This window comes from Streptomyces longwoodensis (assembly GCF_001514125.1).
GTDB lineage: Bacteria > Actinomycetota > Actinomycetes > Streptomycetales > Streptomycetaceae > Streptomyces > Streptomyces longwoodensis.
Genome location: NZ_KQ948556.1, coordinates 274,185 through 300,874 on the forward strand (window position 1 = coordinate 274,185; position 26,690 = coordinate 300,874).

Annotated in this window: 27 protein-coding genes and 1 tRNA gene; 27 read left to right on the top strand and 1 reads right to left on the bottom strand. The window is 71.1% G+C overall.

Annotation, left to right across the window (positions count from 1 at the left end; genetic code table 11):
* The first annotated feature begins 71 nt into the window (after positions 1 to 71).
* From AQJ30_RS22695 to AQJ30_RS39450, 13 genes are all read left to right on the top strand, one after another.
* The gene (locus tag AQJ30_RS22695) at positions 72 to 473 is read left to right on the top strand and encodes an ATP-binding protein (protein WP_067237079.1); all 402 of its coding nucleotides are present in this window, start codon (positions 72 to 74) and stop codon (positions 471 to 473) included.
* A 175-nt stretch (positions 474 to 648) separates the two neighbouring features.
* Entirely contained in the window at positions 649 to 1,500 is an 852-nt protein-coding gene (locus AQJ30_RS22700) for an RNA polymerase subunit sigma-24 (protein WP_067237082.1), read from the top strand.
* Entirely contained in the window at positions 1,497 to 2,318 is an 822-nt protein-coding gene (locus AQJ30_RS22705; RefSeq protein ID WP_067237084.1) for an integrase, read from the top strand. The genes AQJ30_RS22700 and AQJ30_RS22705 overlap by 4 nt, the downstream gene beginning before the upstream one ends.
* A 178-nt stretch (positions 2,319 to 2,496) precedes the next feature.
* A complete protein-coding gene (locus tag AQJ30_RS22710; RefSeq protein WP_067237087.1) occupies positions 2,497 to 2,844 on the top strand; it encodes an SCO3933 family regulatory protein in 348 nt (115 codons plus the stop codon).
* Positions 2,845 to 2,849: 5 nt separating this feature from the next.
* Positions 2,850 to 4,220 carry an FtsK/SpoIIIE domain-containing protein gene (locus AQJ30_RS22715; protein WP_067237090.1) on the top strand — a complete coding sequence of 457 codons (1,371 nt, stop codon included), beginning with the start codon at positions 2,850 to 2,852 and terminating at the stop codon, positions 4,218 to 4,220.
* 86 nt (positions 4,221 to 4,306) lie between these two features.
* Complete coding sequence (locus AQJ30_RS22720) at positions 4,307 to 4,987, top strand: DUF2637 domain-containing protein (protein ID WP_067237093.1); 681 nt, start codon at positions 4,307 to 4,309, stop codon at positions 4,985 to 4,987.
* Between the two features lie 15 nt (positions 4,988 to 5,002).
* On the top strand, positions 5,003 to 5,182 hold the full coding sequence (locus tag AQJ30_RS22725; RefSeq protein WP_067237094.1) for a mobile element transfer protein: 180 nt from the start codon (positions 5,003 to 5,005) through the stop codon (positions 5,180 to 5,182).
* A gap of 16 nt (positions 5,183 to 5,198) precedes the next feature.
* A complete protein-coding gene (locus AQJ30_RS38760) occupies positions 5,199 to 5,354 on the top strand; it encodes a hypothetical protein (RefSeq protein ID WP_168218148.1) in 156 nt (51 codons plus the stop codon).
* Between the two features lie 24 nt (positions 5,355 to 5,378).
* Positions 5,379 to 5,684 carry a SpdD protein gene (locus tag AQJ30_RS22730; protein ID WP_067237097.1) on the top strand — a complete coding sequence of 102 codons (306 nt, stop codon included), beginning with the start codon at positions 5,379 to 5,381 and terminating at the stop codon, positions 5,682 to 5,684.
* A complete protein-coding gene (gene repSA, locus AQJ30_RS22735) occupies positions 5,681 to 7,057 on the top strand; it encodes a replication initiator protein RepSA (RefSeq protein WP_067237099.1) in 1,377 nt (458 codons plus the stop codon). Before AQJ30_RS22730 ends, repSA begins: the two co-directional genes overlap by 4 nt.
* 16 nt (positions 7,058 to 7,073) lie before the next feature.
* Positions 7,074 to 7,244 (top strand): helix-turn-helix transcriptional regulator, encoded by a 171-nt coding sequence (locus tag AQJ30_RS22740; protein WP_067237348.1) that lies wholly within the window; start codon positions 7,074 to 7,076, stop codon positions 7,242 to 7,244.
* Complete coding sequence (locus tag AQJ30_RS22745; RefSeq protein WP_067237102.1) at positions 7,241 to 8,614, top strand: tyrosine-type recombinase/integrase; 1,374 nt, start codon at positions 7,241 to 7,243, stop codon at positions 8,612 to 8,614. Before AQJ30_RS22740 ends, AQJ30_RS22745 begins: the two co-directional genes overlap by 4 nt.
* Before the next feature lie 196 nt (positions 8,615 to 8,810).
* A complete protein-coding gene (locus AQJ30_RS39450) occupies positions 8,811 to 9,194 on the top strand; it encodes a DUF6083 domain-containing protein (protein ID WP_067237105.1) in 384 nt (127 codons plus the stop codon).
* 176 nt (positions 9,195 to 9,370) lie between these two features.
* Here AQJ30_RS39450 and AQJ30_RS22755 read toward each other — a convergent pair.
* Positions 9,371 to 9,442 (bottom strand) — tRNA-Arg (locus tag AQJ30_RS22755).
* Positions 9,443 to 9,773: 331 nt separating this feature from the next.
* Between AQJ30_RS22755 and AQJ30_RS22760 the strand changes: the two genes are divergently transcribed.
* The 14 genes from AQJ30_RS22760 to AQJ30_RS22825 all read left to right on the top strand — a co-directional run bounded on the left by AQJ30_RS22760 (position 9,774) and on the right by AQJ30_RS22825 (position 26,642).
* On the top strand, positions 9,774 to 10,232 hold the full coding sequence (locus tag AQJ30_RS22760; RefSeq protein WP_079084207.1) for a response regulator: 459 nt from the start codon (positions 9,774 to 9,776) through the stop codon (positions 10,230 to 10,232).
* A gap of 121 nt (positions 10,233 to 10,353) precedes the next feature.
* Positions 10,354 to 11,469 (top strand): ArgS-related anticodon-binding protein NrtL, encoded by a 1,116-nt coding sequence (gene nrtL, locus AQJ30_RS22765; protein ID WP_067237110.1) that lies wholly within the window; start codon positions 10,354 to 10,356, stop codon positions 11,467 to 11,469.
* Positions 11,470 to 11,645: 176 nt separating this feature from the next.
* Positions 11,646 to 13,037 carry a diaminopimelate decarboxylase gene (lysA, locus tag AQJ30_RS22770; RefSeq protein WP_067237114.1) on the top strand — a complete coding sequence of 464 codons (1,392 nt, stop codon included), beginning with the start codon at positions 11,646 to 11,648 and terminating at the stop codon, positions 13,035 to 13,037.
* 180 nt (positions 13,038 to 13,217) lie between these two features.
* The gene (locus tag AQJ30_RS22775; RefSeq protein ID WP_067237350.1) at positions 13,218 to 14,516 is read left to right on the top strand and encodes a homoserine dehydrogenase; all 1,299 of its coding nucleotides are present in this window, start codon (positions 13,218 to 13,220) and stop codon (positions 14,514 to 14,516) included.
* A 6-nt stretch (positions 14,517 to 14,522) separates the two neighbouring features.
* Positions 14,523 to 15,581, top strand: coding sequence for a threonine synthase (gene thrC, locus AQJ30_RS22780; protein ID WP_067237117.1), 1,059 nt, complete (start codon positions 14,523 to 14,525; stop codon positions 15,579 to 15,581).
* Positions 15,582 to 15,918: 337 nt separating this feature from the next.
* The gene (gene thrB / locus AQJ30_RS22785; RefSeq protein ID WP_067237120.1) at positions 15,919 to 16,848 is read left to right on the top strand and encodes a homoserine kinase; all 930 of its coding nucleotides are present in this window, start codon (positions 15,919 to 15,921) and stop codon (positions 16,846 to 16,848) included.
* Positions 16,849 to 17,274: 426 nt separating this feature from the next.
* Positions 17,275 to 19,311, top strand: a complete 2,037-nt coding sequence (gene rho, locus AQJ30_RS22790) for a transcription termination factor Rho (RefSeq protein WP_067237122.1) — start codon at positions 17,275 to 17,277, stop codon at positions 19,309 to 19,311.
* A 181-nt stretch (positions 19,312 to 19,492) separates the two neighbouring features.
* Entirely contained in the window at positions 19,493 to 21,277 is a 1,785-nt protein-coding gene (locus AQJ30_RS22795) for a trypsin-like serine protease (RefSeq protein ID WP_067237124.1), read from the top strand.
* Between the two features lie 216 nt (positions 21,278 to 21,493).
* Entirely contained in the window at positions 21,494 to 22,627 is a 1,134-nt protein-coding gene (locus tag AQJ30_RS22800; protein WP_067237126.1) for an LCP family protein, read from the top strand.
* 309 nt (positions 22,628 to 22,936) lie between these two features.
* On the top strand, positions 22,937 to 23,161 hold the full coding sequence (gene rpmE, locus AQJ30_RS22805) for a 50S ribosomal protein L31 (RefSeq protein WP_019326867.1): 225 nt from the start codon (positions 22,937 to 22,939) through the stop codon (positions 23,159 to 23,161).
* A gap of 106 nt (positions 23,162 to 23,267) precedes the next feature.
* On the top strand, positions 23,268 to 24,335 hold the full coding sequence (gene prfA / locus AQJ30_RS22810) for a peptide chain release factor 1 (RefSeq protein WP_067237128.1): 1,068 nt from the start codon (positions 23,268 to 23,270) through the stop codon (positions 24,333 to 24,335).
* Positions 24,336 to 24,425: 90 nt separating this feature from the next.
* On the top strand, positions 24,426 to 25,265 hold the full coding sequence (prmC, locus tag AQJ30_RS22815; RefSeq protein WP_067237353.1) for a peptide chain release factor N(5)-glutamine methyltransferase: 840 nt from the start codon (positions 24,426 to 24,428) through the stop codon (positions 25,263 to 25,265).
* Positions 25,266 to 25,314: 49 nt separating this feature from the next.
* A complete protein-coding gene (locus AQJ30_RS22820) occupies positions 25,315 to 25,962 on the top strand; it encodes an L-threonylcarbamoyladenylate synthase (protein ID WP_067237130.1) in 648 nt (215 codons plus the stop codon).
* On the top strand, positions 25,959 to 26,642 hold the full coding sequence (locus AQJ30_RS22825; RefSeq protein WP_067237133.1) for an arsenate reductase/protein-tyrosine-phosphatase family protein: 684 nt from the start codon (positions 25,959 to 25,961) through the stop codon (positions 26,640 to 26,642). The genes AQJ30_RS22820 and AQJ30_RS22825 overlap by 4 nt, the downstream gene beginning before the upstream one ends.
* Positions 26,643 to 26,690 lie beyond the last annotated feature (48 nt).

The window sequence follows — 26,690 nt, forward strand, 5'->3', positions numbered from 1 at the left end:
CTTGCCTGCGAGTCGAGGAATACTCTGCTGCCTGCATCGTCTAGCCCCCTAGACGCAGGAGGAGTTTTCCCATGCCCAAGAACTGGGGCCGCAGCTTCCCCGGCCAGCCCTGGCAGGTGGCCGAGGCTCGTCACTTCGTCGCCGCCCTCTTGGAAGATGAGCCGCCCAGCCTGGTTGATGACGCCGTCCTGGTCGTCGGCGAGCTGGCCGCCAACGCTGTCCGGCATACACGAAGCGGCTGGTACCGAGGCTGGTTCCTCGTGCTTGTCGGCTTCGCGGACGACTTCGTACGTATCCAGGTCATCGACCAGGGCAGTGACGACGAGCCCATGGTGCGCAGCGTGAACAGTCCGGTGGACCAGGGCGGCCGCGGGCTGATGCTCGTCTCAGCCTGCGCGAAGGACTGGGGCGTGAAAGACCGCTCCGGAGGCGGGCGCTGCATCTGGGCCGACCTGGCGCGGGTGGATGTGTGATGGTCGGCCGCGGGGAGACCCGACCGGACTGCCTGCCGGGCGGGAGAAGGTGAGCCCCAAGGGTGTACCTCGGCGGCGGGCTGCGTTCTACGTGATCGGGGTGAGATCAGGACGGCGTCTCGCGCCCGTTCTGTCTAGGGCCCTAGACTCCTGGGTACTGCTAGGAGGTGAAGTCATGTCGGACGAGTTGCAGCGCATCATGGCTATCCAAGACCCGTACCTGCTCCTCCGCGAGGTCACGACCCGGTTGGCCGACGCTCAGCAGGAGGTGACTGAACTCGCCCGGCTTCGTCGCCGAGTGGTTCAGGACCTCCACGCGCAGGGCCTGTCGTACGCGCAGATCGCCACCAAAGCCGGTCTGAGCCGCGGGCGTATCCATCAGATCCGCCACACCGGGCCGGCGCCGGAGGGCGCCTTCCTCGGGCGCGGGGCGGTCGTCATCGCGACACCTCTGCGGCGGGACGACGAGCGCGGGCGCACGGTCGTCGCTGTGGACGACGTAAGTTCCGGCAAGCGGCTCGAAGATCTCGCGCGGTCGTACGGTCTCGACGTCACGTCCGAGCACGTGCCGGTGAGCGGTGACATCGACCTCGACCGTGACGGCCTGGTCGTCGTCTGCGGTCCGCGCATGTCTCAGCAGATGTGGGACACGTACGCCCAGGATCCCGTGCTGAACTGGGAGCAGGCGGATGACGGGCCCTGGACCATCGTCGACCGTCGAACCGGCGAGGTGTACCGGTCCGGACAGGACAGTGATCCTGCTCGTCCGTACGACGTCGGATACATCGGCAAGCTGCCCCGGCCGGACGGCAAGGGCTCGCTCCTCGCGATCGCCGGTATCCACACGCAAGGCTCCCTTGGCGTCGTGCAGTTGCTCGCGTCCGACCTAAACACCCTGTGGGGACAGGTGGGTGAGCACCGGTTCTCCACCCTCGTCGGCGTCGAGTACGACCCGGAGACCAGCGAACCGCAGTCCGTCGAACTGCTTACCCCCCTCTACCGGCACGACGAGGAGTCGGCCGCGTGAGGGTCACCCTCGCGTCCCTGCCCGCACAACCGGGCCGGGAGAACGAGGATTTCGCTGCTGCTGCTTCCGGGGCTGCTGTGCTCCTGGACGGTGCTGGCGTGGCCGGCGCGGATACCGGCTGCTCCCACGGTGTCGCTTGGTTCTCCTCGACTCTGGGCGGGGTGCTGCTCGGAGCCATCACCGCGCATGCTGGCCGGCCTTTGCCTGAGTGTCTGGCTGACTCGATCCGCGCTGTTCGGTCGCTGCATCAGGGCATGTGCGACCTGGACCATCGAGCAAGCCCTACCAGCACAGTCGTTGCCGTACGTGCCCGCGGTGATGCCCTTGAGTACCTCGTCCTCGGAGACTCCTCCCTGCTGCTGGCCGGCGCGGGGGAGGGACCAACCGTGGTCACTGATCGACGCCTGGATGAGGTGGGTAAGCGGCTGCGCGGCCCGGTCGACGCGTTGCCCGCCGGCTCTCCAGAACACTCCGTCGCCCTGGCTGACTACCGCGACGCCCTTACGGAGCTCCGGAACCGGCCTGGTGGCTTCTGGATCGCTGGGCCCGACCCGCGAGCGGCCGAGCATTCCCTGACCGGGGCGGTGCCATTGACCTCCCTGACCTCAGTGACGCTGCTCAGTGACGGGGCGACCCGGCTCGTCGACCGCTTCGAACTCACCACTTGGCAAGAGACCTTGGCCGTCGTCGATTCTTCAGGGCCGGCCGAGTTGGTACGCCGAGTGCGTGAAGTCGAGGCTGGCGACATCGAGGGGCGACGCTGGCCGCGCGGTAAGGCGCACGATGACGCCACCGTCCTTCACTGGGCGCTGCAGTAACCCCGCAACCTCACGCGAAGGCACGCCCGTATATCCCCCTAGACAGTTGACGGGGTGTCGGTCTACTGTTGTCGTCAACCCCCCTAGACAGTTAGGGCGGGCCACCCCTCTGCTGTCTAGGGGGGTAATCAGCGGAAACGGTGCCCGGTGGGGCACTGCCAACCAGTGAGGTTCAGAAATGCGTGTCATTCCCGTCGACGTCTCCTCCGCAACGCTGCTCGTGACCAAGCTGCCGGAGGTCAAGGTCAAGGACCGGCAGACCGGCGAGGTTGCCGTGGACCCGACGACGAACCAGCGGCTCATGGTCATGGAGCTGGTGTTCATCGCGCAGGGCGGCTCAGACATGATCAAGGTCACCGTTCCCGAGGCGGGTATCGGCGAGGGTCTGGTGCAGGGTGCACCCGTCATCCTGTCCGGCCTCGTCGCCCGCCCCTGGGAGAGCGAGTTCGGCGGGCGGATGCGTCACGGCATCGCCTACCGGGCCGACGCCGTCATGGTCAACGCCCCCGCGCCGGTGAAGGGCTGACCGTCATGACCGACACGGTGTGGGTGCTGACGCTGTGCCTGGTCGGTGTCGTCGCGCTGCTGGTGCTGCGTCGGCGTATGCCGGTCGCGTTCTGGTGGCTCGTGGGGTACCCGCTGGTCGCGCTGCGCGTGGTCACCACCTATCGGGCCACCATGGACGCCTGCGGCCTGACGGTTCCGGCCTCTGCTGTCCGCCGGGCCACGGCTCGCCTGGTCGGCAGGGAGGCGGCCCCGGTGCCCCCGCGTCGCTCGTTGCTGCTGCCGACCGGGTCCGGCCTGGTGATGCGCCTGCGAATGGCAACCGGGCAGGCTCCCGAAGACTTCATGGCTTCGGCCGACCGGTTGCGGCACGCCTGGGCGGCTCACGCCGTGCACATCCGACCCACCAAGCCGGGCTGGCTCGAACTCCGGCTCATCGGCTGGGACGTGCTGAACGATGTACGGCGTCCGCTGCGTCAGCGGAAGGGTGGGGGTCTGCTCACGTTCCCGTTGGCGCTGCGGGAGGACGGACGGTGGCACGTACGGGACTTCCGCACCGTGCCGCACGAACTCATCCTCGGAGCCACGCAGTCCGGTAAGTCGGTCTTCCTGCGCAACCTGGTCTGCGGGCTCGCCCGGCAACCGGTCGTGCTCATCGGTATCGACTGCAAGTGGGGCGTGGAACTGGCGCCGTTCGCGCCGCGTCTGTCGGCCCTCGCCGACACCCCGGACCGCGCCAACGACCTGCTGGACGCGCTGCTCGATGAGATGGAGGCCAGGTTCCGCCTCATCGGACTTAGCTCCGCGGCTGGTCCGGACGCCGTCCTCACCTCGGATGTGTGGGGCCTGCCTGAGAAGGTGCGGCCGGTGCCGGTCGTGGTCGTCGTCGACGAGGTCGCGGAACTCTTCCTCGCCGCCAACCGGGACGACGAGAAGCGGCGTGACGCCATGGTCACCAAGCTCATCCGTATCGCCCAGCTCGGCCGCGCGGCCGGCATCTACTTGGAGGTGTGCGGGCAGCGCTTCGGCTCCGAGCTCGGCAAGGGGGCCACCATGCTCCGAGCTCAGCTCACCGGCCGTGTCTGCCACCGCGTCAACGACGAGTCGTCGGCGAACATGGCGCTCGCCGACGTCTCCCCGGAAGCGGCCCTCGCCGCGACCGCGATCCCTGCCGAGCGTCCCGGCGTCGCCATCGTCGGTGACTCCTCCGGCGGTTGGTCCCGCATCCGGTCCCCGCACCTCAGCCTCGACGAAGCTGCGGCCGTCTGCCGCGCCACCTCCGCCCTCGTGCCAGAGCTGCCCCGCCTCGACGCCTTCCGGCCCGCCGTCGCCGTCGAGTCCGCCGGTACAACGGCTCCCGTCACCCCCGTGCCGACCGCGCGCCCGGTGACCGAATAACCCTCCTCCCTTCCCACGGTCGGCGTGACCGCCTCGCGCCAGGTTCCTACCCCTCCCATGCCTCGAACCGGAAGGAAGACGAGCCGATGCGTGCCCACCTCGCCCGCGTGGATGCCGTGATCGTGCAAGCCGTCATCGCGGGCGCCCTGTCCTTCGCCCACCTGCACGACCTCGCCGAAGCGGCAGGACAGGGCGGCTGGAAGGCGTGGGCCTACCCGATCAGTGTTGACCTGCTGCTGGTCGCCGCTTGGCGTCGCATGCGGGCCCACCAGCGGGCCGGGCAACCGGCCGGGGGAGCGCGGCTGTGGTTCCTGGTCGCCCTGGCCGCGTCCCTCGGCGCCAACGTCGCCACGGCCGGTCTCCTCGACCTGGACCACGTGCCCGCCTCGCTGCGGGTCGTGGTGGCCGGGTGGCCGGCCGTCGCCTTCTTCGGCGGAACTCTTCTGGCGCACGAACCACGAACGGCCGAGGCAACTCCGGTGCCCGTCTCTCCAACGCGGGATGCCGAGACGCCTTCGGCTTCACCGGTCGATGAGCTCCCTCGTGACGCCCTCCCGGCTCCGCCGCCGGACGACACCACGGACCCGATCCCTGCCACGGCTCCCGCTCCTCGGGCTGTCGCCTTGCCGCCCGCGCTCGTCGACCGCGTTCAGGCCCTCGCCGAGGAACACCGCGCCACCACCGGCCAACCGGCCGACCCCGACGCCGTACGCGCCCGGCTCGGCCTGCCCGCGTCCATGACGGCCTCCGTCGCCGCTCACCTCTGAGAAAGGACCGCCCCCGTGAACCCGCGCTTCCGCAACGTCCGCCGCTTCGGTCCCGTGCAGGTCGCCTCGTTCCTCGCCCGAGGCCGCAACCGCTACCTCGCCGCCTGCACCGCCCCCCGCTGCGACTTCTCCGCCGAGTACGACAGCCGCACCGCCGCCGAACTCGCCGCCCGCACCCACCGCTGCAAGGCCTGAGAAGGAGACCACCGCCATGAGCGTCCCGCTCTGGTTCGCCGTGCTCGTCGTCGCCGTCCTCGGCATCCAGCTCGCCCGCCCGCCGTGGTGGCTGGTCGCCCTGCTGCTCCTCGGCGGCTACCTCGTCGCCAACAGCGTCCTCGCCCCCGCTGTCGCCACGCTCCTCGACTGACCGCCGCAGAAAGGGACCACCGACGTGTTCATCCCGAAGTACCCGCCCCAGGACACCGCCCCCGCCCCCACACCGACAGTGCAGACCGTCTACCGCCCGGTGCCCTACGCCCCCGCCCTCATCCCGGCTCCGTCCGCCCCGCCGGCCCACCGGCCCTCCGTCCAACTGACCGCCGGAAGCACCCTCGCCCTGGTCGCCGGCGGCGGCGCCGCGGTCCTGGTCGTCGGCGCGGTTCTGGTCTCCATGCTCCTCGCAGTCGCCGTCACCGCCGCCTCGGTCGCGGTCTGCGCGGTCGTCGTCCGCTCGATCCTCAAGGGGAACAAGAGGTGACTCACTCCGCCGTCACGGCGGGCCTGGACCCGGCCACCCTCACCGACGTGCTGAGACTGGCCGGGTCCCCCGGCTTCGACCGCGTACAGGACCAGATCCGCCGCACCGGCGGATGCTCCAACCCGATCCACCTGCAAGGCTCGACCGTCACCCGCGACCGGGCCACCGGCCGCATCCTTCACCGCTACAGCACCGACAGCGAACCCGGCGGACGTCTCCGCATCGCGTGCGGCAACCGCCGCGCCTCCCGCTGCCCCGCCTGCTCCTGGACCTACGCGGGAGACACCTACCACCTCATCCGCGCCGGCCTGGTCGGCGACCCCACCAAGGGCACCCCGGACACCGTCCGCGACCACCCGCGCGTCTTCGCGACCCTGACCGCACCTTCGTTCGGCCCGGTCCACAACCGACCCGGCAACCGGCCGTGCCGCTGCGGAGCCCACCACGCCGAGGATGCGCCGGAACTGGGCACGCCGCTCGACCCGGAGACCTATGACTACGCGGGCGCGGTGCTGTGGAACAACCACGCCTCGGAGCTGTGGCGGTACTTCACGATCTACCTGCGCCGCGAGATCGCCAAGCGGGCCGGGCTCACGCAGAAGGCCGCGCACGCGCAGTCCCGCGTCTCCTTCGGCAAGGTCGCCGAGTACCAGAAGCGCGGGGCCGTGCACTTCCATGCCGTGATCCGCTTCGACGGAGCGGAGGGAGCCGACTCGCCGCCCCCGGCCTGGGCCACTCTCGACCTCCTCACCAGCGCGATCAAGGCTGCCGCTGCCCGCGTCGCGGTCGACGTGCCCCCGGCCGGTGACCAACCCGCCCGCACCCTGCGCTGGGGCACACAGCTCGACGTCCAGCCCATTGGCGCCTTCGACAAAGGCGAGGAGATCACCGAACAGGCCGTGGCCTCCTACGTCGCCAAATACGCCACCAAGGCGGCCGAGAACACCGGCACCGTAGACCGCCGCATCGGCAACAAGGAAGCGCTGGTCCTCCTCGACGTCCCCGAGCACCCGGCACGGCTCATCGCGGCTTGCCTCGACCTGCACCCGCTCTACCCGGACCGCAAGCTGCGCGACTGGGCTCACATGCTCGGCTTCCGCGGCCACTTCTCCACCAAGTCCCGCCGCTACTCCACCACCCTCGGCGCCCTGCGCCAGACCCGCGCCGACTACCGCGCCGCCCAACAACGCGAAGCCCTCGGCCTGCCCGACCCGGACGATGAGGAAGCCACCACCCTCACCCTCGCCCACTGGACCTACGCCGGCCACGGCCACAGCCCCGGCGAATCCTGGCTCGCCGCCACCATCCGCCGGGACATCCAGCTCAACCGCGACACCGCCCGCGAAGAAATCGCCGCCTTGGAAGGAGCCTGACGTGAGAGATGAGCTGATGACCGTCCCGCAGATCCTCGATGAGCTGGGCGGGGTTTCGCGGCGCACGTTCTACCGCTGGCGAGAGCTCGGGATGGGGCCCACGGCATTCAAGCTGCCCAATGGAGAATTGCGCGTTTGGCGGAGTGACTTCACCACGTGGTTGCGGCAGTTGGAGGCGGCGGCATGAAGTCACTCGACGTGAAGGTGTGGGGCGTCCGGAAGAGGAACACTAAGAAGTCGTCTTATGATGTCCGGTGGACTGTTGCCGGGAACGTCTTCTCCGAACAGTTCCGCACCAAGGGTCTTGCGGACCACTACCGGTCGAAGCTTCTCCAGGCCGCGCACGCTGGCGAAGAGTTCGACACGGGGGCGGGCCTGCCAGATTCGATGGTCGAGAAGGCGGCCTCGATGACCTGGTACGCCTTCGCCCTCAAGTACTTGGCCATGAAGTGGCCGCATGCGGCGCCGAACACGCGTAACGGGATCAATGAGTCCCTGACCGCCGTGACGATGGCCCTTCTCGATGAGCGGCCGGGACAGCCGCCCGAGGACCTGATCAGGAGGGCGCTGCGCAACTGGGCTTTTATCCTACCCGGACCGGACGAGCGCGACTTGCCGCCCGACGTCGCCAACGCCTTGCACTGGGTGGCCAAGGCATCGCGTCCGCTGTCAGACCTCGGGGACGCTGCGATCGGCAGGGCGGTCCTGGATTCCCTCAGGCTGAAGCTTGATGGGACGGCGGCCGCTGCGGAAACCGTCCGGCGCAAGCGGCGGACACTCGTCAACGCGCTGCACTATGCGGTCGACCTCGGGGAATTCAAAGAGAACCCGATTGCGAGCATCCGTTGGAAGAAACCGAAGGTGGTTGGGGAGGTTGACCCTCGGGTGGTCGCCAATCCGGCGCAGGCCCGTTCTTTGCTGACTGCGGTCTCCTACGTCGGTGGGTACGGCCGGGCGCGTGGCCGCCGGCTCGTCGGGCTGTTCGCCTGCATGTATTACGGCGCCTTGCGCCCGGCTGAGGCAGTCGGCCTCACGAATGCGGACCTGAAGCTGCCCGAGACTGGCTGGGGAACACTGCTGCTGAACCGAACGCGCCCCAGCGTCGGGAAGCAGTGGACCGACTCCGGCGAGACCCACGACGACCGAGGCCTCAAGAACCGCCCGGCGGAAGAGGTTCGGCTCGTCCCGGTTCCGCCCCAGCTCGTCGCCCTCCTACGGGAGCACCGCGACACGTTCGGCACTGCGGAGGACGGGCGGCTGTTCACCAATGAGCGTGGGGGAGTGGTCGGTTCCTCGACGTACTACCGCGTGTGGCAGGAGGCTCGTGCGCTGGCGCTTCCGCCGGCCGCGGTCGCCTCACCGCTCGCCGCCCGACCGTACGACCTTCGGCACTCGGCGCTGTCGACCTGGCTCAACTCCGGGGTGGATCCGACGGAGGTCGCCGAACGGGCGGGAAATAGCGTTGAGGTCCTGCTGAGCCGTTACGCCAAGTGCATCGATGGGCGGCAAGAGATCGCCAACCGCAAGATTGAAGATCTGCTGCGCGAGTACGAATGATCTCGCGCGTAGGCCGTTAGCCCTCCAGCCCGCTTAGGCCGGAGGGCTTCGCCGCGTCTCGGCCGTGTGCTGTCGGCCATTAGTTGCTGGCTGCACCTGACGGGTCGTATTTCGTCCCGCTGGCGGACGGTCGCCCCAGGAATTGCGTCCGGTTCGCGCTCTACGCCAGGACTGCTGGGCTGGCGACCCTCACGGTATGGGCGTCTTACAGGAGAAACCGCGGCGATTAGGCGGCGGGCAAACTCGCTGCCCCCATTGCGGGCTGTTACAGGACCGAGTGGCGACACTCGAACAGGACTGGGTGCTACTGGAGCCGGACATGCACCCGCTGGCTCACACAGTCCCGGCGGAGCACCGGTGGATCGAGCTGTCCGATGGCCGCGTGACGGTCTACGGGGTGTGTCCGCCGGATCAGTTCCAGCGGTGTCGGATCGAGCACCGCCTAGCCTGCCCGGCGCAGCCGCTGCCCGATCTGTGGCCGTGGCTGACGAGCCTGCGTGGGGAGAACGCGCGGCAGGCTGAGCGACGAGATGACCCCAAGCCCCCTTCACATCCGGAGGAGTGGCCGGACGCCGGCTGAGCGGTACCTCGGAAACCCAAGGGCTGACCAGGGGCGATGTCCCAAGGTTCCTGTCCACGAATAGTCCACGGACCCTGGCATACGGCCGCTCCGGGCCGCACACGCCTGCACATACGCGAAGACCCCGGCCTCAGCGTTTCCGCTGGTGACGGGGTCTTTGGGCACCTGATTCAAGGTGCCCCCGGCAGGATTCGAACCTGCGCACACGGCTCCGGAGGCCGTTGCTCTATCCCCTGAGCTACGGGGGCGTGTCGGTGCGGAGCTCGTTGCTCGCGGCGACGGGTAGAACACTACCAGCTCCGCCGGGGTGGTCATGAACCACTTAGCGGGGGAACGGTGCGTCCGCAGGCCCTCGGCCTGCCACTCCTGGGCCGCCCCGGCGAACCGGCGTCCGCGACGCAGCCAAGACGCCCGTGCCGGGGCCCGGTCAGACGCCGGTGCAGCCCTCAGGGAGACGTCAGCGTCGCCTCCGCAAGTCCCCAGCGCCCGCTCCACCCCCTACGCCCCCCACACCCCCCTCACAAGCCAGAAGTCCGGAAAACCCGGACGCGGTGGCCGAGGGCGACCTACTCTCGAGGGGTGCCAGGCGCGTCGGGGCGGGTTCTCGTTGTGGACGACAACAAGGTCATCCGCCAGCTGATCAGGGTCAATCTCGAGCTCGAGGGGCTCGAGGTCGTGACCGCGGCCGATGGTGCCGAATGTCTGGAAGTCGTTCATCAGGTCCGGCCCGACCTCGTCACCCTCGACGTCGTCATGCCCCGGCTCGACGGGCTCAGCACCGCCGCCCGGCTCCGTGCCGACCCCCTGACCCGTGACCTTCCCCTCGCCATCGTCAGCGCCTGTACCCAGTACGAGCTCGAAGCCGGTCTCGAAGTCGGCGTCGACGCCTTCCTCGCCAAGCCCTTCGAGCCCGCCGAGCTCGTCTCCCTCGTCCGTCGGTTGTTGGAGCGCCCGCCCGGGGAGGGCGGTAGCGCCACCGGTTCCGACACCGATGCCGCCCCGGCATCCAGCTCCACCCCCAGTCAAGCCGGCAGCTAGGTCCGCCCGGCTCCGTCGTGCTCCACTCTCCGTGCGCCCTCCGCACCCCCTCGTCCCACATCCCGGGACCCCCCTCAAACCGGCTCGCCTCCCCACCCCCCTCCTCCCCTACGCTTGTCCCGTGACCCCCGTCGAGCTCTCCCGCACCGTGCTGCACGCCGTCCGGCGTGCCGTCGACGCCGGGGACCTCGCCGTGGATCTGCACGGGCTCCCCGACCTCCCGCGGCGCGTCTCCGTCGCTCCGCCCGGGCCCGGCGGTCACGGCGACTACGCCACCAACGTCGCCCTCCAGCTCGCCCGGCCCGCCGGGCAGCCCCCGCTGCGCGTCGCCGAGGTGCTCCGCCCCCACCTCGTCCACGCCGCCGGCATCCGCGACGTCGAGATCACCGGCCCCGGCTTCCTCAACATCCGGCTCGACCGCGGCACCGGCTCCGGCCTCGTGCAGCGCGTGCTGACCGAAGGGCCGCAGTACGGGTACTCCGACCTCCTCGCCGGGCGCGTCTTCGTCCTCCGCGTCCCCTACGACGTACGCGCCGAAGTCCTCGCCGACTCCCTCTCCCGCATCGTCGCCTCACAGGGCGGCCGGGTCGAGGTCCAGCACGAGGAGTCCGTGACTTCATCGACTTCATCACCGCAGGCACGGCCGCTGTCCGTCGCCGACGGGACCCTGGTCCTCCGTCCCCTCCCCGCCCCCGAGGACCCCACCCCCCTCGGCCTCGACGCCGCCCGCTGGGCCCTGTTGCACCCCGCCCCCCACGACCGGCCCCGCATCAGCGCCGACCACCTCGTGCAGCGCGAGAGCAACTCCCTCTTCCGCGTCCGGTACGCCTACGCCCGCACCCGCGCCGTCCACCGCAACGCCGCCGACCTCGGCTTCGCGCCCCAGCCCGAGCGCTCGCCCCAGTCGACTGCTGACGCCGACGCGCCCGCGAACGCCGACCTCGACACCCTCCCCGAGACCCCTCTCCTCCGCCTCCTCGCCGACCACCCCCGCCTCCTCTCCTCCGTGGTCCCCGTGGACGCGACCCGTCCCGACCCCGGCACCCCCTCCCGCCTCACCCGGCACCTGGTCACCCTCGCCGACGCCGTGATCCCCTTCCTGCCCACCGTCCTGCCCCGCGGGGCCGAGAAACCCTCGGCCGCCCACCGTGCCCGGCTCGCGCTCGCCGACGCCGTCGGGGCGGTGCTGGCCGGTGGCCTGTCCCTGCTCGGCATCGACGCCCCCGACCACCTCTGAGCCATGCGAACGGGAACAGCCACCCAGGTCACCGACGCCACCAGGACCCACCCGGCCGACCACGCCGACCCGGTCATCCCGGCCCCGGCCCACGGGACCGCCCCGGCTCCGGCCCACGGAACCGCCCCGGCCCCCGCCCCGCCCCGCCAGAGCACACAGAGAGCCCCTCACCCGTCATGAGCCGTTCCGCACACCCCGCCGGGCCCCGTCACGCCGACGTCCTCCCCGAGGGGCACTACGCCGCGCCGCCCGCCGACCTCAACCTCCTCGACCCCAAGGTGTGGTCGCAGACCGTCCGCCGGGACGAGGACGGTGTCCTCACCGTCGGCGGGATCCCCGCCACCCGGCTCGCGGAGGAGTTCGGCACGCCGGCGTACGTCCTCGACGAGGACGACTTCCGGGCCCGCGCCCGCGCCTGGCGCACCGCCTTCGGGTCCGGTGCCGACGTCTTCTACGCCGGCAAGGCGTTCCTGTCCCGGGCCGTCGTGCGGTGGCTGCACGAGGAGGGGCTGAACCTCGACGTCTGCTCCGGCGGAGAGCTGGCCACCGCCCTGTCCGCCGGGATGCCCGCCGAGCGGATCGCCTTCCACGGCAACAACAAGTCGCCCGAGGAGATCCGCCGGGCCGTCGCCGCCGGTGTTGGGCGGATCGTCCTCGACTCCTTCCAGGAGATCGTGCGGGTCGCCCACATCGCGCAGGAGCTGGGCACCCGGCAGCGGGTGCAGATCCGGGTCACCGTCGGCGTCGAGGCGCACACCCACGAGTTCATCGCCACCGCGCACGAGGACCAGAAGTTCGGCATCCCGCTGGCCGGCGGGCAGGCCGCCGAGGCCGTCCGGCGGGCGCTGAAGCTCGACGGGCTGGAGCTGATCGGGCTGCACTCGCACATCGGGTCGCAGATCTTCGACATGTCCGGCTTCGAGGTCGCCGCGCACCGCGTGGTCGGGCTGCTGAAGGACATCCGCGACGAGCACGGCGTCGAACTGCCCGAGATCGACCTGGGCGGCGGGCTCGGCATCGCCTACACCAGCGGCGACGACCCGCGCGAGCCGCACGAGATCGCCAAGGCGCTCACCGAGATCGTCGGCCGCGAGTGCGAGGCCGCCCGGCTGACGACCCCGCGGATCTCCGTCGAGCCGGGGCGGGCCATCGTCGGGCCGACCGCCTTCACGCTGTACGAGGTCGGCACCGTCAAGCCGCTGGAGGGGCTGCGCACCTACGTCTCCGTCGACGGCGGCATGTCCGACAACATCCGCACGGCGCTCTACGACGCCGAGTACAGCGTCGCCCTGGTGTCGCGGACCAGCGAGGCCGAGCCGATGCTCAGCCGGGTCGTCGGCAAGCACTGCGAGAGCGGCGACATCGTCGTGCGGGACACGTTCCTGCCCGCCGACCTGGCACCGGGTGACCTCATCGCCGTACCGGCGACGGGGGCGTACTGCCGTTCCATGGCGAGCAACTACAACCACGTGCTGCGGCCGCCCGTCGTCGCCGTGCGCGACGGCGAGGCGCGTGTCATCGTCCGGCGGGAGACCGAGGAGGACCTGCTGCGCCTCGACGTCGGCTGATCCCGAGGGCCCCGAGAACAGAGGGGGCGCGAGGGCTGCGGGGCGCGGCTGGAAGATCTCCTGTCCGCCGCCCGGCGAAAATGAAATAGATGTCTCACGATCCGGACCAAGGGCAGGAACTCCGGTCCGGTGAGTGAGACTGGACCCACCGTAGACGGTAAGAGGAAACGAGGTCGGATGATGCGTACGCGTCCGCTGAAGGTGGCGCTGCTGGGCTGTGGAGTGGTCGGCTCAGAGGTGGCGCGCATCATGACGACGCACGCCGACGACCTCGCCGCGCGCATCGGGGCCCCCGTGGAGCTGGCCGGCGTGGCCGTCCGGCGGCCCGACCGGGTGCGTGCGGGCATCGACCCCGCCCTGGTCACCACCGACGCGACCGCCCTCGTCAAACGCGGCGACATCGACGTGGTCGTCGAGGTCATCGGCGGCATCGAGCCGGCCCGCTCGCTCATCACCGCCGCCTTCGAGCACGGCGCCTCCGTGGTGTCCGCCAACAAGGCGCTGCTCGCCCAGGACGGCGCCGCCCTGCACGCCGCCGCCGAGGAGCACGGCCGCGACCTCTACTACGAGGCCGCCGTCGCCGGTGCCATCCCGCTGATCCGCCCGCTGCGCGAGTCCCTCGCCGGCGACAAGATCAACCGGGTGATGGGCATCGTCAACGGCACGACCAACTTCATCCTCGACAAGATGGACTCCACCGGCGCCGGCTACCAGGAGGCGCTCGACGAGGCCACCGCGCTCGGGTACGCCGAGGCCGACCCGACCGCCGACGTCGAGGGCTTCGACGCCGCCGCGAAGGCCGCCATCCTCGCCGGGATCGCCTTCCACACGCGCGTGCGCCTCGACGACGTGCACCGCGAGGGCATGACCGAGGTCACCGCCGCGGACTTCGCCTCCGCCAAGGCGATGGGCTGCACCATCAAGCTGCTCGCGATCTGCGAGCGGGCCGAGGACGGCGCCTCCGTCACCGCGCGCGTGCACCCCGCGATGATCCCGCTGACCCATCCGCTCGCCTCCGTGCGCGGCGCGTACAACGCCGTGTTCGTCGAGTCGGACGCCGCCGGTCAGCTGATGTTCTACGGCCCGGGCGCCGGCGGTGCGCCGACCGCCTCGGCCGTGCTCGGCGACCTGGTCGCCGTCTGCCGCAACCGGCTCGACGGGTCCACCGGGCCCGGCGAGTCGGCGTACGCCGCGCTGCCCGTCTCGCCGATGGGCGAGGTCGTCACGCGGTACCACATCAGCCTCGACGTGGCGGACAAGCCGGGCGTGCTCGCCCAGGTCGCGACCGTCTTCGCCGAGCACGGAGTGTCCATCGACACGGTGCGGCAGCAAGGGCGGCCGGACTCCGACGGCGAGGCCTCCCTCGTCGTCGTCACCCACCGGGCCTCCGACGCCGCCCTCGGTGGGACCGTCGAGGCGCTGCGCAAGCTCGACACCGTGCGGGGCGTCGCCAGCATCATGCGGGTTGAAGGAGAGTAACCAGCAATGACCCACCAGTGGCGCGGAATCATCGAGGAGTACCGGGACCGGCTGCCGGTATCGGACACCACGCCGGTCGTGACGCTCCGCGAGGGCGGTACGCCGCTCGTGCCCGCGCAGGTGCTCTCCGAGCGCACCGGCTGCGAGGTGCACCTCAAGGTCGAGGGCGCGAACCCGACCGGGTCCTTCAAGGACCGGGGCATGACCATGGCCATCTCGCGGGCCAAGGAGGAGGGCGCGAAGGCGGTGATCTGCGCGTCCACCGGCAACACCTCCGCGAGCGCCGCCGCCTACGCCGTACGCGCCGGCATGGTGTCCGCCGTGCTGGTGCCGCAGGGCAAGATCGCGCTCGGCAAGATGGGCCAGGCCCTCGTGCACGGCGCCAAGATCCTCCAGGTCGACGGCAACTTCGACGACTGCCTGACCCTCGCCCGCTCGCTCAGCGACAACTACCCCGTGGCGCTGGTCAATTCGGTCAACCCGGTGCGCATCGAGGGCCAGAAGACCGCCGCCTTCGAGATCGTGGACATGCTCGGGGACGCCCCCGACATCCACGTCCTGCCGGTCGGCAACGCGGGCAACATCACCGCGTACTGGAAGGGCTACCAGGAGTACGCCGCCGACGGCGTCGCCGCCCGCAAGCCCCGGATGTGGGGCTTCCAGGCGTCCGGCAGCGCCCCGATCGTGCGCGGCGAGGTCGTGAAGGACCCGTCGACCATCGCCACCGCGATCCGCATCGGCAACCCGGCGTCGTGGAAGTTCGCCCTCGCCGCGCGCGACGAGTCCGGCGGCCTCATCGACGAGGTGACGGACCGTGAGATCCTGCGCGCCTACCGGCTGTTGGCCGCGCAGGAGGGCGTCTTCGTCGAGCCCGCCTCGGCCGCCTCGGTGGCCGGTCTGCTCAAGGCGGCCGAGCAGGGCAAGGTCGACCCGGGCCAGCGGATCGTGTGCACCGTCACCGGCAACGGACTGAAGGACCCCGACTGGGCCGTCGCCGGCGCCCCGCAGCCGGTCACCGTCCCGGTCGACGCGGCCACCGCGGCGGAGCGCCTCGGGCTCGCGTAGCACCCGCGCAGGTCCCGCCCGCCCGGGCCACACCCGGGCGGGCGGCACCGGACGCGTCAACCGCGCCCGACGGGGAACGTTCCCCTGTGCCGGGGCACGGAGAACTTGCGACACGCATCGTGCGCCTCCTGTGCGCCCTATGTCGCCGCAGAACCTTCCTTCGATAGGCTGTAGCGAACCCGCCCGCCGCATATGCCCCGCTCGCATGTGCCGCAGCGCAGCTGTTCCCGGACAGCGCCGCTCCGGCGGCCCAGGGTCTTCGTACGTCATCGAATGTCCAGCGAAGTCATTCGACTGTCATTCGACAGTTCCGCAGCTCAAGGAGAGTCAACGAGCGATGGCCGGTCCAGCGTTCCGCGCCGCCGCCGTCCGGGTGCGCGTCCCCGCCACCAGCGCCAACCTCGGCCCGGGCTTCGACGCCCTCGGCCTCGCGCTGGGGCTGTACGACGACGTGGTCGTCCGGGTGGCCGACTCCGGGCTGCACATCGACATCGCGGGGGAGGGCAGCGCGACGCTGCCGCGCGACGAGAAGCACCTGCTCGTCCGCTCCCTGCGCACCGCCTTCGACATCCTGGGCGGCCAGCCGCGCGGCCTGGAGATCGTGTGCGCCAACCGCATCCCGCACGGCCGCGGCCTCGGCTCCTCCTCCGCCGCCATCTGCGCGGGCATCGTCGCCGCGCGCGCCGTGACCATAGGCGGCGAGTCCCGGCTCGACGACACGGCGCTGCTCGAACTCGCCACCGAGATCGAGGGCCACCCCGACAACGTCGCCGCCTGCCTGCTGGGCGGCTTCACCCTGTCCTGGATGGAGGCCGGCGCCGCGCGGGCCATCAGGATGGAGCCCTCCGATTCCATCGTTCCGGTGGTTTTCGTGCCCGGGAAGCCGGTCCTCACCGAGACCGCGCGCGGACTGCTCCCGCGCACCGTGCCGCACGTGGACGCCGCCACCAACGCGGGCCGTGCCGCCCTGCTCGTCGAGGCGCTGACCAGGCGCCCCGAGCTGCTGCTGCCCGCCACCGAGGACCGCCTGCACCAGGAGTACCGCGCACCGGCCATGCCGGAGAGCGCGGCGCTGGTGGAGCGGCTGCGCGCCGACGGGATCCCCGCGGTGATCTCCGGCGCCGGACCCACCGTGATGGCGCTGGCCGACGCGGACTCGGCCGACAAGGTCGAGGCGCTGGCCGGTGCGGACTGGGCCGCCAACCGGCTGAGTCTGGATCTGCGAGGCGCGAGCGTGCTGCCGCTCGCGCCGTCCGGCGACATGTGACGCACGGTTGCCGGATTTCGAGAGGGGGAATGTTTGTTGGATCCGGTAGTGTTAACCTCAAGTCTGCACCCGACCTCACCATGGCGAGGTGCCTCGTGTCCCCGTCAGGGACAGACATTCTTCCGGGAGCTCCCCAAGCCGCACTGCGTTCCGTACGTCGTACCTGGGCAGTACGCCGTACACCGGCGCTGAGCGGCCTTCAGGTGGGGCTACCCCCGCTGGGGGAGCTCCGGAATCGGTGCGACCACGCCACGTGACCCCGGCACCGGGTGCCACGGCTCGAGGAAGCGCCATCACCAGATATCTCTTCCGCCGCTTTGGCGGACCACCGCCCCGGCTCCGTCCGCACAGCAAGGACCGGAACCGGACAGCACAACCGGTCGCCGAGCCAGACAGGCCGACGTCCGCTCCAGGGAAGGACCCTTCGTGAGCGACACCACCGATCTGATGGGCGCACGTGTCGAGGAGACCGCTGCCGCGCCCGCCACGGACGCCTCCGCGCCTGCCGCCGGTGCCGGCTCCCGGCGGCGCCGCGGTACCGGCCTCGAGGGCATGGTGCTGGCCGAGCTCCAGCAGGTCGCATCGGGCCTCGGCATCAGGGGCACCGCGCGCATGCGCAAGAGCCAGCTGATCGAGGTCATCAAGGAGGCGCAGGCCCAGGGAGGCGCTGCCGCGCCCCAGGCCGACGCCGCCGGTGACACCAAGCCCAAGCGCCGCGCCACCTCCCGCACCCGCACGGGCGAGGAGGCCGGGAAGAAGGCGGACGCGAAGGCCGAGCAGGCCCCCGCCGACCAGGCCGCGGCCCAGCAGCAGATCGACATCCCCGGCCAGCCCGCCGGGGGCAACGACGCCCCGGCCGAGCGCCGGCGCCGTCGCGCCACCGCCGAGGCGGGCGCCCCGGCCGGCGCGCCCGAGACCGTCGCCGCCGAGGCCAAGAGCGAGCCGAAGGCCGAGACGCCCGCCCAGCCGCAGGCCCAGCAGGGTCAGCAGGGCCCGTCGCAGCAGGCGCAGGCCGACGCCGGTGACGGCGAGGGCCGCCGCCGCGACCGCCGTGAGCGCGGCCGTGACCGCGACCGCGACCGCCGTGGCAAGGGCGACGACCAGCAGAACCAGAACCAGGGCGGCGGTGGCCAGCAGCGCCAGCAGCAGGGCCAGGGCCAGCAGCAGGGCGGCGGCCGCCAGGACAGCCGGCAGGACAACCGCCAGGACGACGGCTACGACGACGAGGCGGGCGGCCGGCGCGGCCGGCGCGGGCGCTACCGCGACCGCCGGGGCCGCCGCGGCCGCGACGAGATCGCCGCGGAGCCGCAGATCACCGAGGACGACGTCCTGATCCCGGTCGCCGGCATCCTGGACATCCTCGACAACTACGCGTTCATCCGGACCTCGGGCTACCTGCCCGGCCCGAACGACGTGTACGTCTCCCTCGCCCAGGTCCGCAAGAACGGCCTGCGCAAGGGCGACCACATCACCGGCGCGGTCCGCCAGCCCAAGGAGGGCGAGCGCCGCGAGAAGTTCAACGCGCTGGTCCGCCTGGACTCCGTCAACGGCATGGCGCCCGAACACGGCCGCGGCCGCCCGGAGTTCAACAAGCTCACCCCGCTGTACCCGCAGGACCGCCTCCGCCTGGAGACGGACCCGGGCGTGCTGACGACCCGGATCATCGACCTCGTGTCGCCGATCGGCAAGGGCCAGCGCGGTCTGATCGTGGCCCCGCCGAAGACCGGCAAGACCATGATCATGCAGGCGATCGCCAACGCGATCACGCACAACAACCCCGAGTGCCACCTGATGGTCGTCCTGGTCGACGAGCGTCCGGAAGAGGTCACCGACATGCAGCGGTCGGTCAAGGGCGAGGTCATCTCCTCGACCTTCGACCGCCCGGCCGAGGACCACACCACGGTCGCCGAGCTGGCCATCGAGCGCGCCAAGCGCCTGGTGGAGCTGGGCCACGACGTGGTCGTGCTGCTCGACTCGATCACCCGCCTGGGCCGCGCCTACAACCTGGCCGCCCCGGCCTCCGGCCGCATCCTGTCCGGTGGTGTCGACTCGACCGCCCTGTACCCGCCGAAGCGCTTCTTCGGTGCGGCCCGCAACATCGAGGACGGCGGCTCGCTGACCATCCTCGCCACCGCGCTGGTGGACACCGGGTCCCGCATGGACGAGGTGATCTTCGAGGAGTTCAAGGGCACCGGCAACATGGAGCTCAAGCTCGACCGCAAGCTCGCCGACAAGCGCATCTTCCCCGCGGTGGACGTCGACGCGTCCGGCACCCGCAAGGAGGAGATCCTGCTCGGCAACGAGGAGCTGGCGGTCGTCTGGAAGCTCCGCCGCGTCCTGCACGCGCTGGACCAGCAGCAGGCGATCGAGCTGCTCCTCGACAAGATGAAGCAGACCAAGTCGAACGTCGAGTTCCTCATGCAGATCCAGAAGACGACGCCCACCCCGGGCAACGGCGACTAGTCCCCGCCGACGTCGTACGGGTCGTCCCCCTCTTTCGAGGGGGGCGGCCCTTCTGCATGTGCACGTCCACGGTACGATCGCGCTCTTCGGTCGCCCGTTCGACCGCTCACCCAGAACATCACTTCCCGAGGGGGGACTTGTGGGTACACCCACGTCCGGGGGACGGCGTCACAGACGCCGTGTGCGCATCGCCCTGCCCGTCGCCGCGGCCGGCCTCGCCGCCGCCGTCGCAGGCGTCCTGCTGACGTCGTCCGCGCAGGCGGCCGAGACCCCGCCGAAGCCGACGGTCAGCGCACCGTCCCAGGCCGAGCTGGAGAAGCGGCTCGCCGTCGCCGTCGCCGGTGACGACACCCCGGGGCACACCGGCAAGGAGGCGCTGAGCGGCAGCACGGGCACCAGCACCCGTACCGCCGACCCGAAGATCATCGGCGGCACCGCGACGTCCATCACGAGCGCGCCGTGGATGGCGCAGCTGTGGTACGGCGACGACCGCGGCACCGCCACCACCGCCGACGACATCGGCTTCTTCTGCGGCGGCGTGGTCGTCGCCCCGACGAAGATCCTCACCGCCGCGCACTGCGTCCGCGACGAGTACAACAAGAACTACAGCTGGTACGCGCACGGCACCGTCATCACCGGCACCGCGCAACTGCCCACCGTTGACAGCAACGGCCAGATCACCGACCTGCACGGCGGGTCGTACAGCGGCGTCTGGCGGCAGTGGAACCACCCGTCGTACAGCCCGGCGACGATCAACAACGACATCGCCGTGCTGACGCTGCCCAACCCGGTCAAGGCCACGCCGATCCGGATGACGACGGCCACCGACACCGCGTCGTACGCCGCCGGCACCCCGGCCACGCTGTTCGGCTGGGGCCGCACCAGCTCCACCACGCAGGACATCTCCGACGTGCTGAAGACGGCGACCCTGCCGATCCAGTCGGACACCACCTGCGCGGGCGCCTACGGCGCTGACTTCGTCAAGGGCCACATGGTCTGCGCGGGCAACCCCGCCACCGGCAGCGACGAGGGCACCACCTCCGCCTGCAACGGCGACTCCGGCGGCCCGCTGATCGTCAAGGGCCGGATCGTGGGCGTCGTCTCCTGGGGCGTCGAGGACTGCGTCGCGAGCGGCGCGTACAGCGTCTTCACCAAGGTCTCGTCGTACGTCGGCGCCGCCTACCCGCGCGTGGAGGACACCAACCTCAACGGTGACCACCTCGCCGACCTGTTCGTGCGCAACGCCTCCACTAAGACCGCCTACGAGATCGACTCCAAGGGCACCTCGCTGGCCGCCCGCACCTCCTGGGGCAACTGGAACGGCTACAACCTGATCGTCCAGACCGACCTCGACCGGGACGGCTACCAGGACCTGATCGTGCGCCGGTCCTCCGACGGCGACGTCTTCTGGGAGCACTACGTGCCCGCCACCGACTCGTGGACGACCAAGCTGATCGGCGACAACTGGAAGACCCGCCTGAACATCGTCGCCCCCGGCGACATGACCGGCGACTACCTGCCCGACCTGCTGGCCGTGGACTCCACGGGCGCGCTGTGGCTGTACGCGGGCAAGGGCAACGGCGGCTTCGCCGCTCCCCTCAAGGTCGGCGCCGGCTTCAACAACTTCAACCTCGTGCGCGGCCACGGCGACTTCAACGGTGACGGCAACGCCGACCTGCTCGCCCGCAACAAGAGCACCGGCGCCGTGTACCTGTACCGCAGCAAGGGCGTGGCCTCCACGGCCCTGTGGCAGCCCGCGCTGAAGGTCGCCACCTGGACCAGCACGACGTACAACGCGCTCGTGACGGTCGGCGACCTCAACAGCGACGGCAAGGCCGACCTGCTGGCCCGCACCCCCGGCGGCACGCTCTACCTGTACAAGGGGACCGGCGCCAACACGACTGCGAGCTTCGGCACACGCGTCTCCCTCGGCACCGGATTCCAGCAGTACGACCTCCTCGGCTGACCCCCCAGGTGAGCGGGGCGCACCCGCTCCACCGGTCACCCGCCGTGCCCGTCCTGTCACCAGGGCGGGCACGGTCCGTTGTGCAACCCTTTCCCCGGTTTCCCCGTCTGAGGGACGGGGTGACGATGGAGCGGTACGGGTCCGTACGACGGACGGCACAGGCCTGATCCCGACCGCAGGGGGTATCCGACCGCGCACCGACGAACCGAGGAGCACATGTCCGCCGAGAGCACGCCGGAGCCCGGCATACCGGGTGATGACAACGGCACCACCGGTCCCGACGGCGGCAGAGGCCGCCGCAAGCCCCGCGCCCGTCGCCGTGGGCTGATGATCGCGGCGTGGACCGCCGCGGGCGTGGTCGTCCTCGGGGGCGCCGGCCTCGGGTACGTGTACTTCAAGCTCAACGGCAACCTCAGGAGCGTCGACATCGACCAGGCCCTCGGCACCGACCGGCCCACCAAGGCCGACAACGGCAGCGAGAACATCCTGGTCCTCGGCTCGGACACCCGCTCCGGCAGCAACAAGAAGCTCGGCGGCGGCACGGACGACGGCAGCGCCCGCTCCGACACGGCGATGATCATCCACGTGTACCGGGGCCACCGGACCGCGAGCGTGGTGTCCATCCCGCGCGACACCCTGATCGACCGCCCCGCCTGCACCGACCCCAAGGGCGTCACCCACGACGCCGCCCGGGACGTCATGTTCAACTCGGCGTACTCCACCGGCGGGGCCGCCTGCGCGGTCAAGACCGTCGAGTCGATGTCCGGCGTGCGCATGGACCACTACCTCGAGGTCGACTTCGCCGGCTTCCAGAAGCTCATCGACCAGCTCGGCGGGGTCCGGATCACCACCACCAAGGACATCGACGACCCCGAGAGCCACCTGCGGCTCAAGGCCGGCGCGCACACCCTCGACGGCGAGCAGGCCCTCGGCCTGGTCCGCACCCGGCACGGCGTGGGCGACGGCTCCGACCTCGGGCGCATCCAGCTCCAGCAGGCGTTCGTCAAGGCACTGCTCGACCAGGTCGAGCACGTCGGCCTGCTCGGCAACCCGAAGAGGCTGCTGGACCTCGCCGACACCGCGACGAAGGCCGTGACGACCGACTCCGGCCTCGGCTCGGTGAACTCCCTGATGTCCTTCGCGGACGGCCTGAAGGGCATCGGCGCGTCCGACATGACCATGGTCACCCTGCCGGTCCGGTACGACCCCGCGGACCCCAACCGGGTCCTGGTCGAACAGGCCAAGGCCCGTCTGGTGTGGAACGCCCTGAAGACGGACACGGCGATCCCGAAGGCGGCGACGACGGGGAACGCGACGGGTGAGGCGGCGGGTGTCGTCGCCTCCTCGTAGGGGGTGTGCCGGCCGTTCGCGTCTGCGGCCGCTCCGTGGCTCGTCGCGCAGTTCCCCGCGCCCCTGGAAGGCAAGCTGCGGCTGACCCACTCAAGGGGCGCGGGGAACTGCGCGAACGGCCACGAGGCACCCGCACCCGCCCGCGGCGACAGGGCCCCACCCCCGTGGGCGGCACCCGGGAATAGAACACCCGCACCCCCGGTTTGGGAGGATGGCGCCAGTCCTGGCAGACTGGTACGTCGGCTCCGGTTCACGCCCCCGCACCCCGCGGCAGGCGACCCGGCGCCCTCCCGGAACCTAGGAGACACCTTGAAGCGCGACATCCACCCCGAGTACGTCGAGACGCAGGTCAGCTGCACCTGCGGCGCGTCGTTCACCACCCGCAGCACCATCGAGTCCGGCACCATCCGGGCCGAGGTCTGCTCCGAGTGCCACCCGTTCTACACGGGCAAGCAGAAGATCCTCGACACCGGTGGCCGTGTGGCCCGCTTCGAGGCCCGCTTCGGCAAGGCTGCCGCCGGCTCCAAGAAGTAGCGAGCCCCTCTTCGCCGGTCCACGGTCGCGCCCCCGCCCGGGGCGTGCCCGGGACCGGCGTTTTTGGTCGCCCGCACTTCACCCACGTACGCAACAGGAGCCCAAGATGTTCGAGGCCGTCGAGGAACTGGTCACCGAGCACGCCGACCTGGAGAAGAAGCTCGCCGACCCGTCGGTCCACTCCGACCAGGCCAACGCGCGCAAGCTGAACAAGCGCTACGCCGAGCTCACCCCGATCGTCGCCACGTACCGCTCCTGGAAGCAGACCGGCGACGACATCGACACCGCGCGCGAACTGGCCGCCGACGACCCCGACTTCGCAGCCGAGGTCAAGGAGCTGGAGCAGCAGCGCGAGGAGCTGACGGAGAAGCTGCGGCTGCTGCTGGTCCCGCGCGACCCCAGCGACGACAAGGACGTCATCCTGGAGATCAAGGCGGGCGCCGGCGGTGACGAGTCCGCGCTGTTCGCCGGCGACCTGCTGCGCATGTACCTGCGCTACGCCGAGCGCGTCGGGTGGAAGACCGAGATCATCGACGCCACCGAGTCCGAGCTGGGCGGCTACAAGGACGTCCAGGTCGCCGTGAAGACCCGCGGCACCACCGAGCCCGGCCAGGGCGTGTGGGCCCGGCTGAAGTACGAGGGCGGGGTGCACCGCGTGCAGCGCGTGCCCGCCACCGAGTCGCAGGGCCGCATCCACACCTCCGCCGCCGGTGTGCTCGTCACGCCCGAGGCGGAGGAGGTCGACGTCGAGATCAACCCCAACGACCTGCGCATCGACGTCTACCGCTCGTCTGGCCCCGGCGGGCAGTCGGTGAACACCACCGACTCAGCCGTGCGCATCACGCACCTGCCGACCGGTGTCGTCGCCTCCTGCCAGAACGAGAAGAGCCAGCTGCAGAACAAGGAGCAGGCGCTGCGCATCCTGCGCTCCCGGCTGCTCGCCATGGCGCAGGAGGAGGCGGAGCGGGAGGCGGCCGACGCCCGCCGCAGCCAGGTCCGCACCGTCGACCGCTCCGAGAAGATCCGCACCTACAACTTCCCGGAGAACCGCATCTCGGACCACCGGGTCGGGTTCAAGGCGTACAACCTGGACCAGGTCCTGGACGGTGACCTCGACGCGGTGATCCAGGCGTGCGTCGACGCGGACTCGGCGGCGAAGCTGGCGGCCGCGTAGCCGCCCACCGGCGCAAACGACGTACCGAGGACGACACGGAGGACGCGCGTGCAGCAACCTTTTGGGGGGCGACCCCCGAGCCCCCGGAGCCTGCTGCTCGCTGAGGTGGCCCAGGCCACCCAGCGGCTGGCCGACGCCGGCGTGCCCTCGCCGCGCACCGACGCCGAGGAGCTCGCCGCGTTCGTGCACGGCGTCAAGCGCGGCACCCTGCACCTGGTGAAGGACTCCGACTTCGACGCCCGCTACTGGGAGGTCATCGCCCGGCGCGAGCAGCGCGAGCCGCTGCAGCACATCACCGGGCGGGCCTACTTCCGCTACCTGGAGCTCCAGGTCGGCCCCGGCGTCTTCGTGCCCCGGCCGGAGACCGAGTCCGTGGTCGGCTGGGCCATAGACGCGGTGCGCGCCATGGACGTCGTCGAGCCGTGCATCGTCGACCTGTGCACCGGCTCCGGCGCCATCGCGCTCGCCCTCGCCCAGGAGGTGCCCCGCTCGCGCGTGCACGCCGTGGAGCTGTCCGAGGACGCCCTGGTGTGGACCCGCAAGAACGTCGCCGGGTCGCGCGTCGACCTGCGCCAGGGCGACGCGCTGACCGCGTTCCCCGACCTCGACGGCCAGGTCGACCTGGTCATCTCCAACCCGCCGTACATCCCGCTCACCGAATGGGAGTACGTCGCCCCCGAGGCCCGTGACTACGACCCCGAGCTGGCGCTGTTCTCCGGCGAGGACGGACTGGACCTGATCCGGGGCATCGAGCGCACCGCGCACCGGCTGCTGCGCCCCGGCGGTGTCGTCGTCATCGAGCACGCCGACACCCAGGGCGGCCAGGTGCCGTGGATCTTCACCGAGGAGCGGGGCTGGGCCGACGCGGCCGACCACCCCGACCTCAACAACCGGCCGCGCTTCGCCACCGCCCGCAAGGCGCTGCCGTGACCACCCCCACCCACCACCCGCAGTACGTGTACGAGGAGGCCCGCTAGAGATGGCTCGGCGATACGACACCAACGACGCGACCGACCGAGTGACCGGTCTGCGCGAGGCCGCGTCCGCCGTCCGCCGTGGCGAGCTCGTGGTCCTGCCGACCGACACGGTGTACGGCATCGGCGCGGACGCCTTCTCCCAGGAGGCCGTCGGCGACCTGCTGGAGGCCAAGGGCCGCGGCCGCAACATGCCCTCGCCCGTCCTCATCGGCTCCCCGAACACCCTGCACGGCCTGGTCACCGACTTCTCCGAGCTGGCCTGGGAGCTGGTCGACGCCTTCTGGCCGGGCGCCCTCACGCTGGTCGCCAAGCACCAGCCGTCCCTGCAGTGGGACCTCGGCGACACCCGGGGCACGGTGGCCGTGCGGATGCCGCTGCACCCGGTCGCCATCGAACTGCTCACCGAGGTCGGCCCGATGGCGGTCTCCTCCGCCAACCTGACCGGCTTCCCGGCGCCGGAGACCTGCGACGCCGCCCAGGAGATGCTCGGCGACTCCGTCTCCGTCTACCTCGACGGCGGACCGACCCCCGGCAACGTGCCCTCGTCGATCGTCGACGTGACCCGCGAGGTGCCGCTGCTGCTGCGCGCGGGCGCGATCTCCGCCGAGGAGCTGCGGAAGGTGGTACCCGACCTCGAGGTGGCGAATTGACGGCCCCTGACGCGGGGCGTGGCATAGGCGACCGGGAGAGCGCGGCGGAGATCACCACGACCTTCGTGGGGCTGCCGCGCGACAGTTTCCGCATCCTCCACGTCAGCACCGGCAACGTGTGCCGCTCGCCCATCACCGAGCGGCTCACCCGGCATTACGTGAAGCAGCGGCTCGGCATCCTGGGCAGCGCGCTGGTCGTGGAGAGCGCCGGCACCTGGGGCCACGAGGGTGCGCCGATGGAGTCCCACGCCGAACAGGTGCTGGCCGACTTCGGCGCGGACGCCTCCGGGTTCGTCGGGCGGGAGCTGCTCGACGAGCACGTCATCCACGCCGACCTGGTGCTGACGGCCACCCGCGACCACCGCGCCCAGGTCATCTCCATGGGGCACTCGGCGGGGCTGCGCACCTTCACGCTGAAGGAGTTCACCCGGCTGGTGAAGGCCATCGACCCGGCCACCCTGCCGCCGCTGGAGGAGGGCGTGGTCCAGCGCGCCCGCGCCCTGGTCCGCGCCGCCGCCGCGCTGCGCGGCTGGCTGCTGGCGCCCACCGCCGAGGCGGACGAGGTGTACGACCCGTACGGAGCGCCCCTGACGTTCTTCCGTTCGATCGGCGACGAGATACACCAGGCGCTGGACCCGGTGGTGACGGCCCTCACCGGCGTCCCGGCCCGCACCGGCTGACCCGGCCCCCGGTCGCCGCAGCACCGCGGGCGTGCCCGGGGAGCCGGG

Bases quoted from the DNA above. Each gene is read 5' to 3' on its own strand.
- AQJ30_RS22745 (WP_067237102.1), top strand. From the start codon at position 7,241: ATGAAGTCACTCGACGTGAAGGTGTGGGGCGTCCGGAAGAGGAACACT.
- prfA (WP_067237128.1), top strand. From the start codon at position 23,268: ATGTTCGAGGCCGTCGAGGAACTGGTCACCGAGCACGCCGACCTGGAG.
- AQJ30_RS39450 (WP_067237105.1), top strand. From the start codon at position 8,811: ATGGGCGTCTTACAGGAGAAACCGCGGCGATTAGGCGGCGGGCAAACT.
- thrB (WP_067237120.1), top strand. From the start codon at position 15,919: ATGGCCGGTCCAGCGTTCCGCGCCGCCGCCGTCCGGGTGCGCGTCCCC.
- lysA (WP_067237114.1), top strand. From the start codon at position 11,646: ATGAGCCGTTCCGCACACCCCGCCGGGCCCCGTCACGCCGACGTCCTC.
- thrC (WP_067237117.1), top strand. From the start codon at position 14,523: ATGACCCACCAGTGGCGCGGAATCATCGAGGAGTACCGGGACCGGCTG.
- AQJ30_RS22700 (WP_067237082.1), top strand. From the start codon at position 649: ATGTCGGACGAGTTGCAGCGCATCATGGCTATCCAAGACCCGTACCTG.
- AQJ30_RS22800 (WP_067237126.1), top strand. From the start codon at position 21,494: ATGTCCGCCGAGAGCACGCCGGAGCCCGGCATACCGGGTGATGACAAC.
- AQJ30_RS22740 (WP_067237348.1), top strand. From the start codon at position 7,074: ATGACCGTCCCGCAGATCCTCGATGAGCTGGGCGGGGTTTCGCGGCGC.
- AQJ30_RS38760 (WP_168218148.1), top strand. From the start codon at position 5,199: ATGAGCGTCCCGCTCTGGTTCGCCGTGCTCGTCGTCGCCGTCCTCGGC.
- AQJ30_RS22820 (WP_067237130.1), top strand. From the start codon at position 25,315: ATGGCTCGGCGATACGACACCAACGACGCGACCGACCGAGTGACCGGT.
- AQJ30_RS22775 (WP_067237350.1), top strand. From the start codon at position 13,218: ATGCGTACGCGTCCGCTGAAGGTGGCGCTGCTGGGCTGTGGAGTGGTC.
- AQJ30_RS22695 (WP_067237079.1), top strand. From the start codon at position 72: ATGCCCAAGAACTGGGGCCGCAGCTTCCCCGGCCAGCCCTGGCAGGTG.
- AQJ30_RS22715 (WP_067237090.1), top strand. From the start codon at position 2,850: ATGACCGACACGGTGTGGGTGCTGACGCTGTGCCTGGTCGGTGTCGTC.
- AQJ30_RS22710 (WP_067237087.1), top strand. From the start codon at position 2,497: ATGCGTGTCATTCCCGTCGACGTCTCCTCCGCAACGCTGCTCGTGACC.
- AQJ30_RS22720 (WP_067237093.1), top strand. From the start codon at position 4,307: ATGCGTGCCCACCTCGCCCGCGTGGATGCCGTGATCGTGCAAGCCGTC.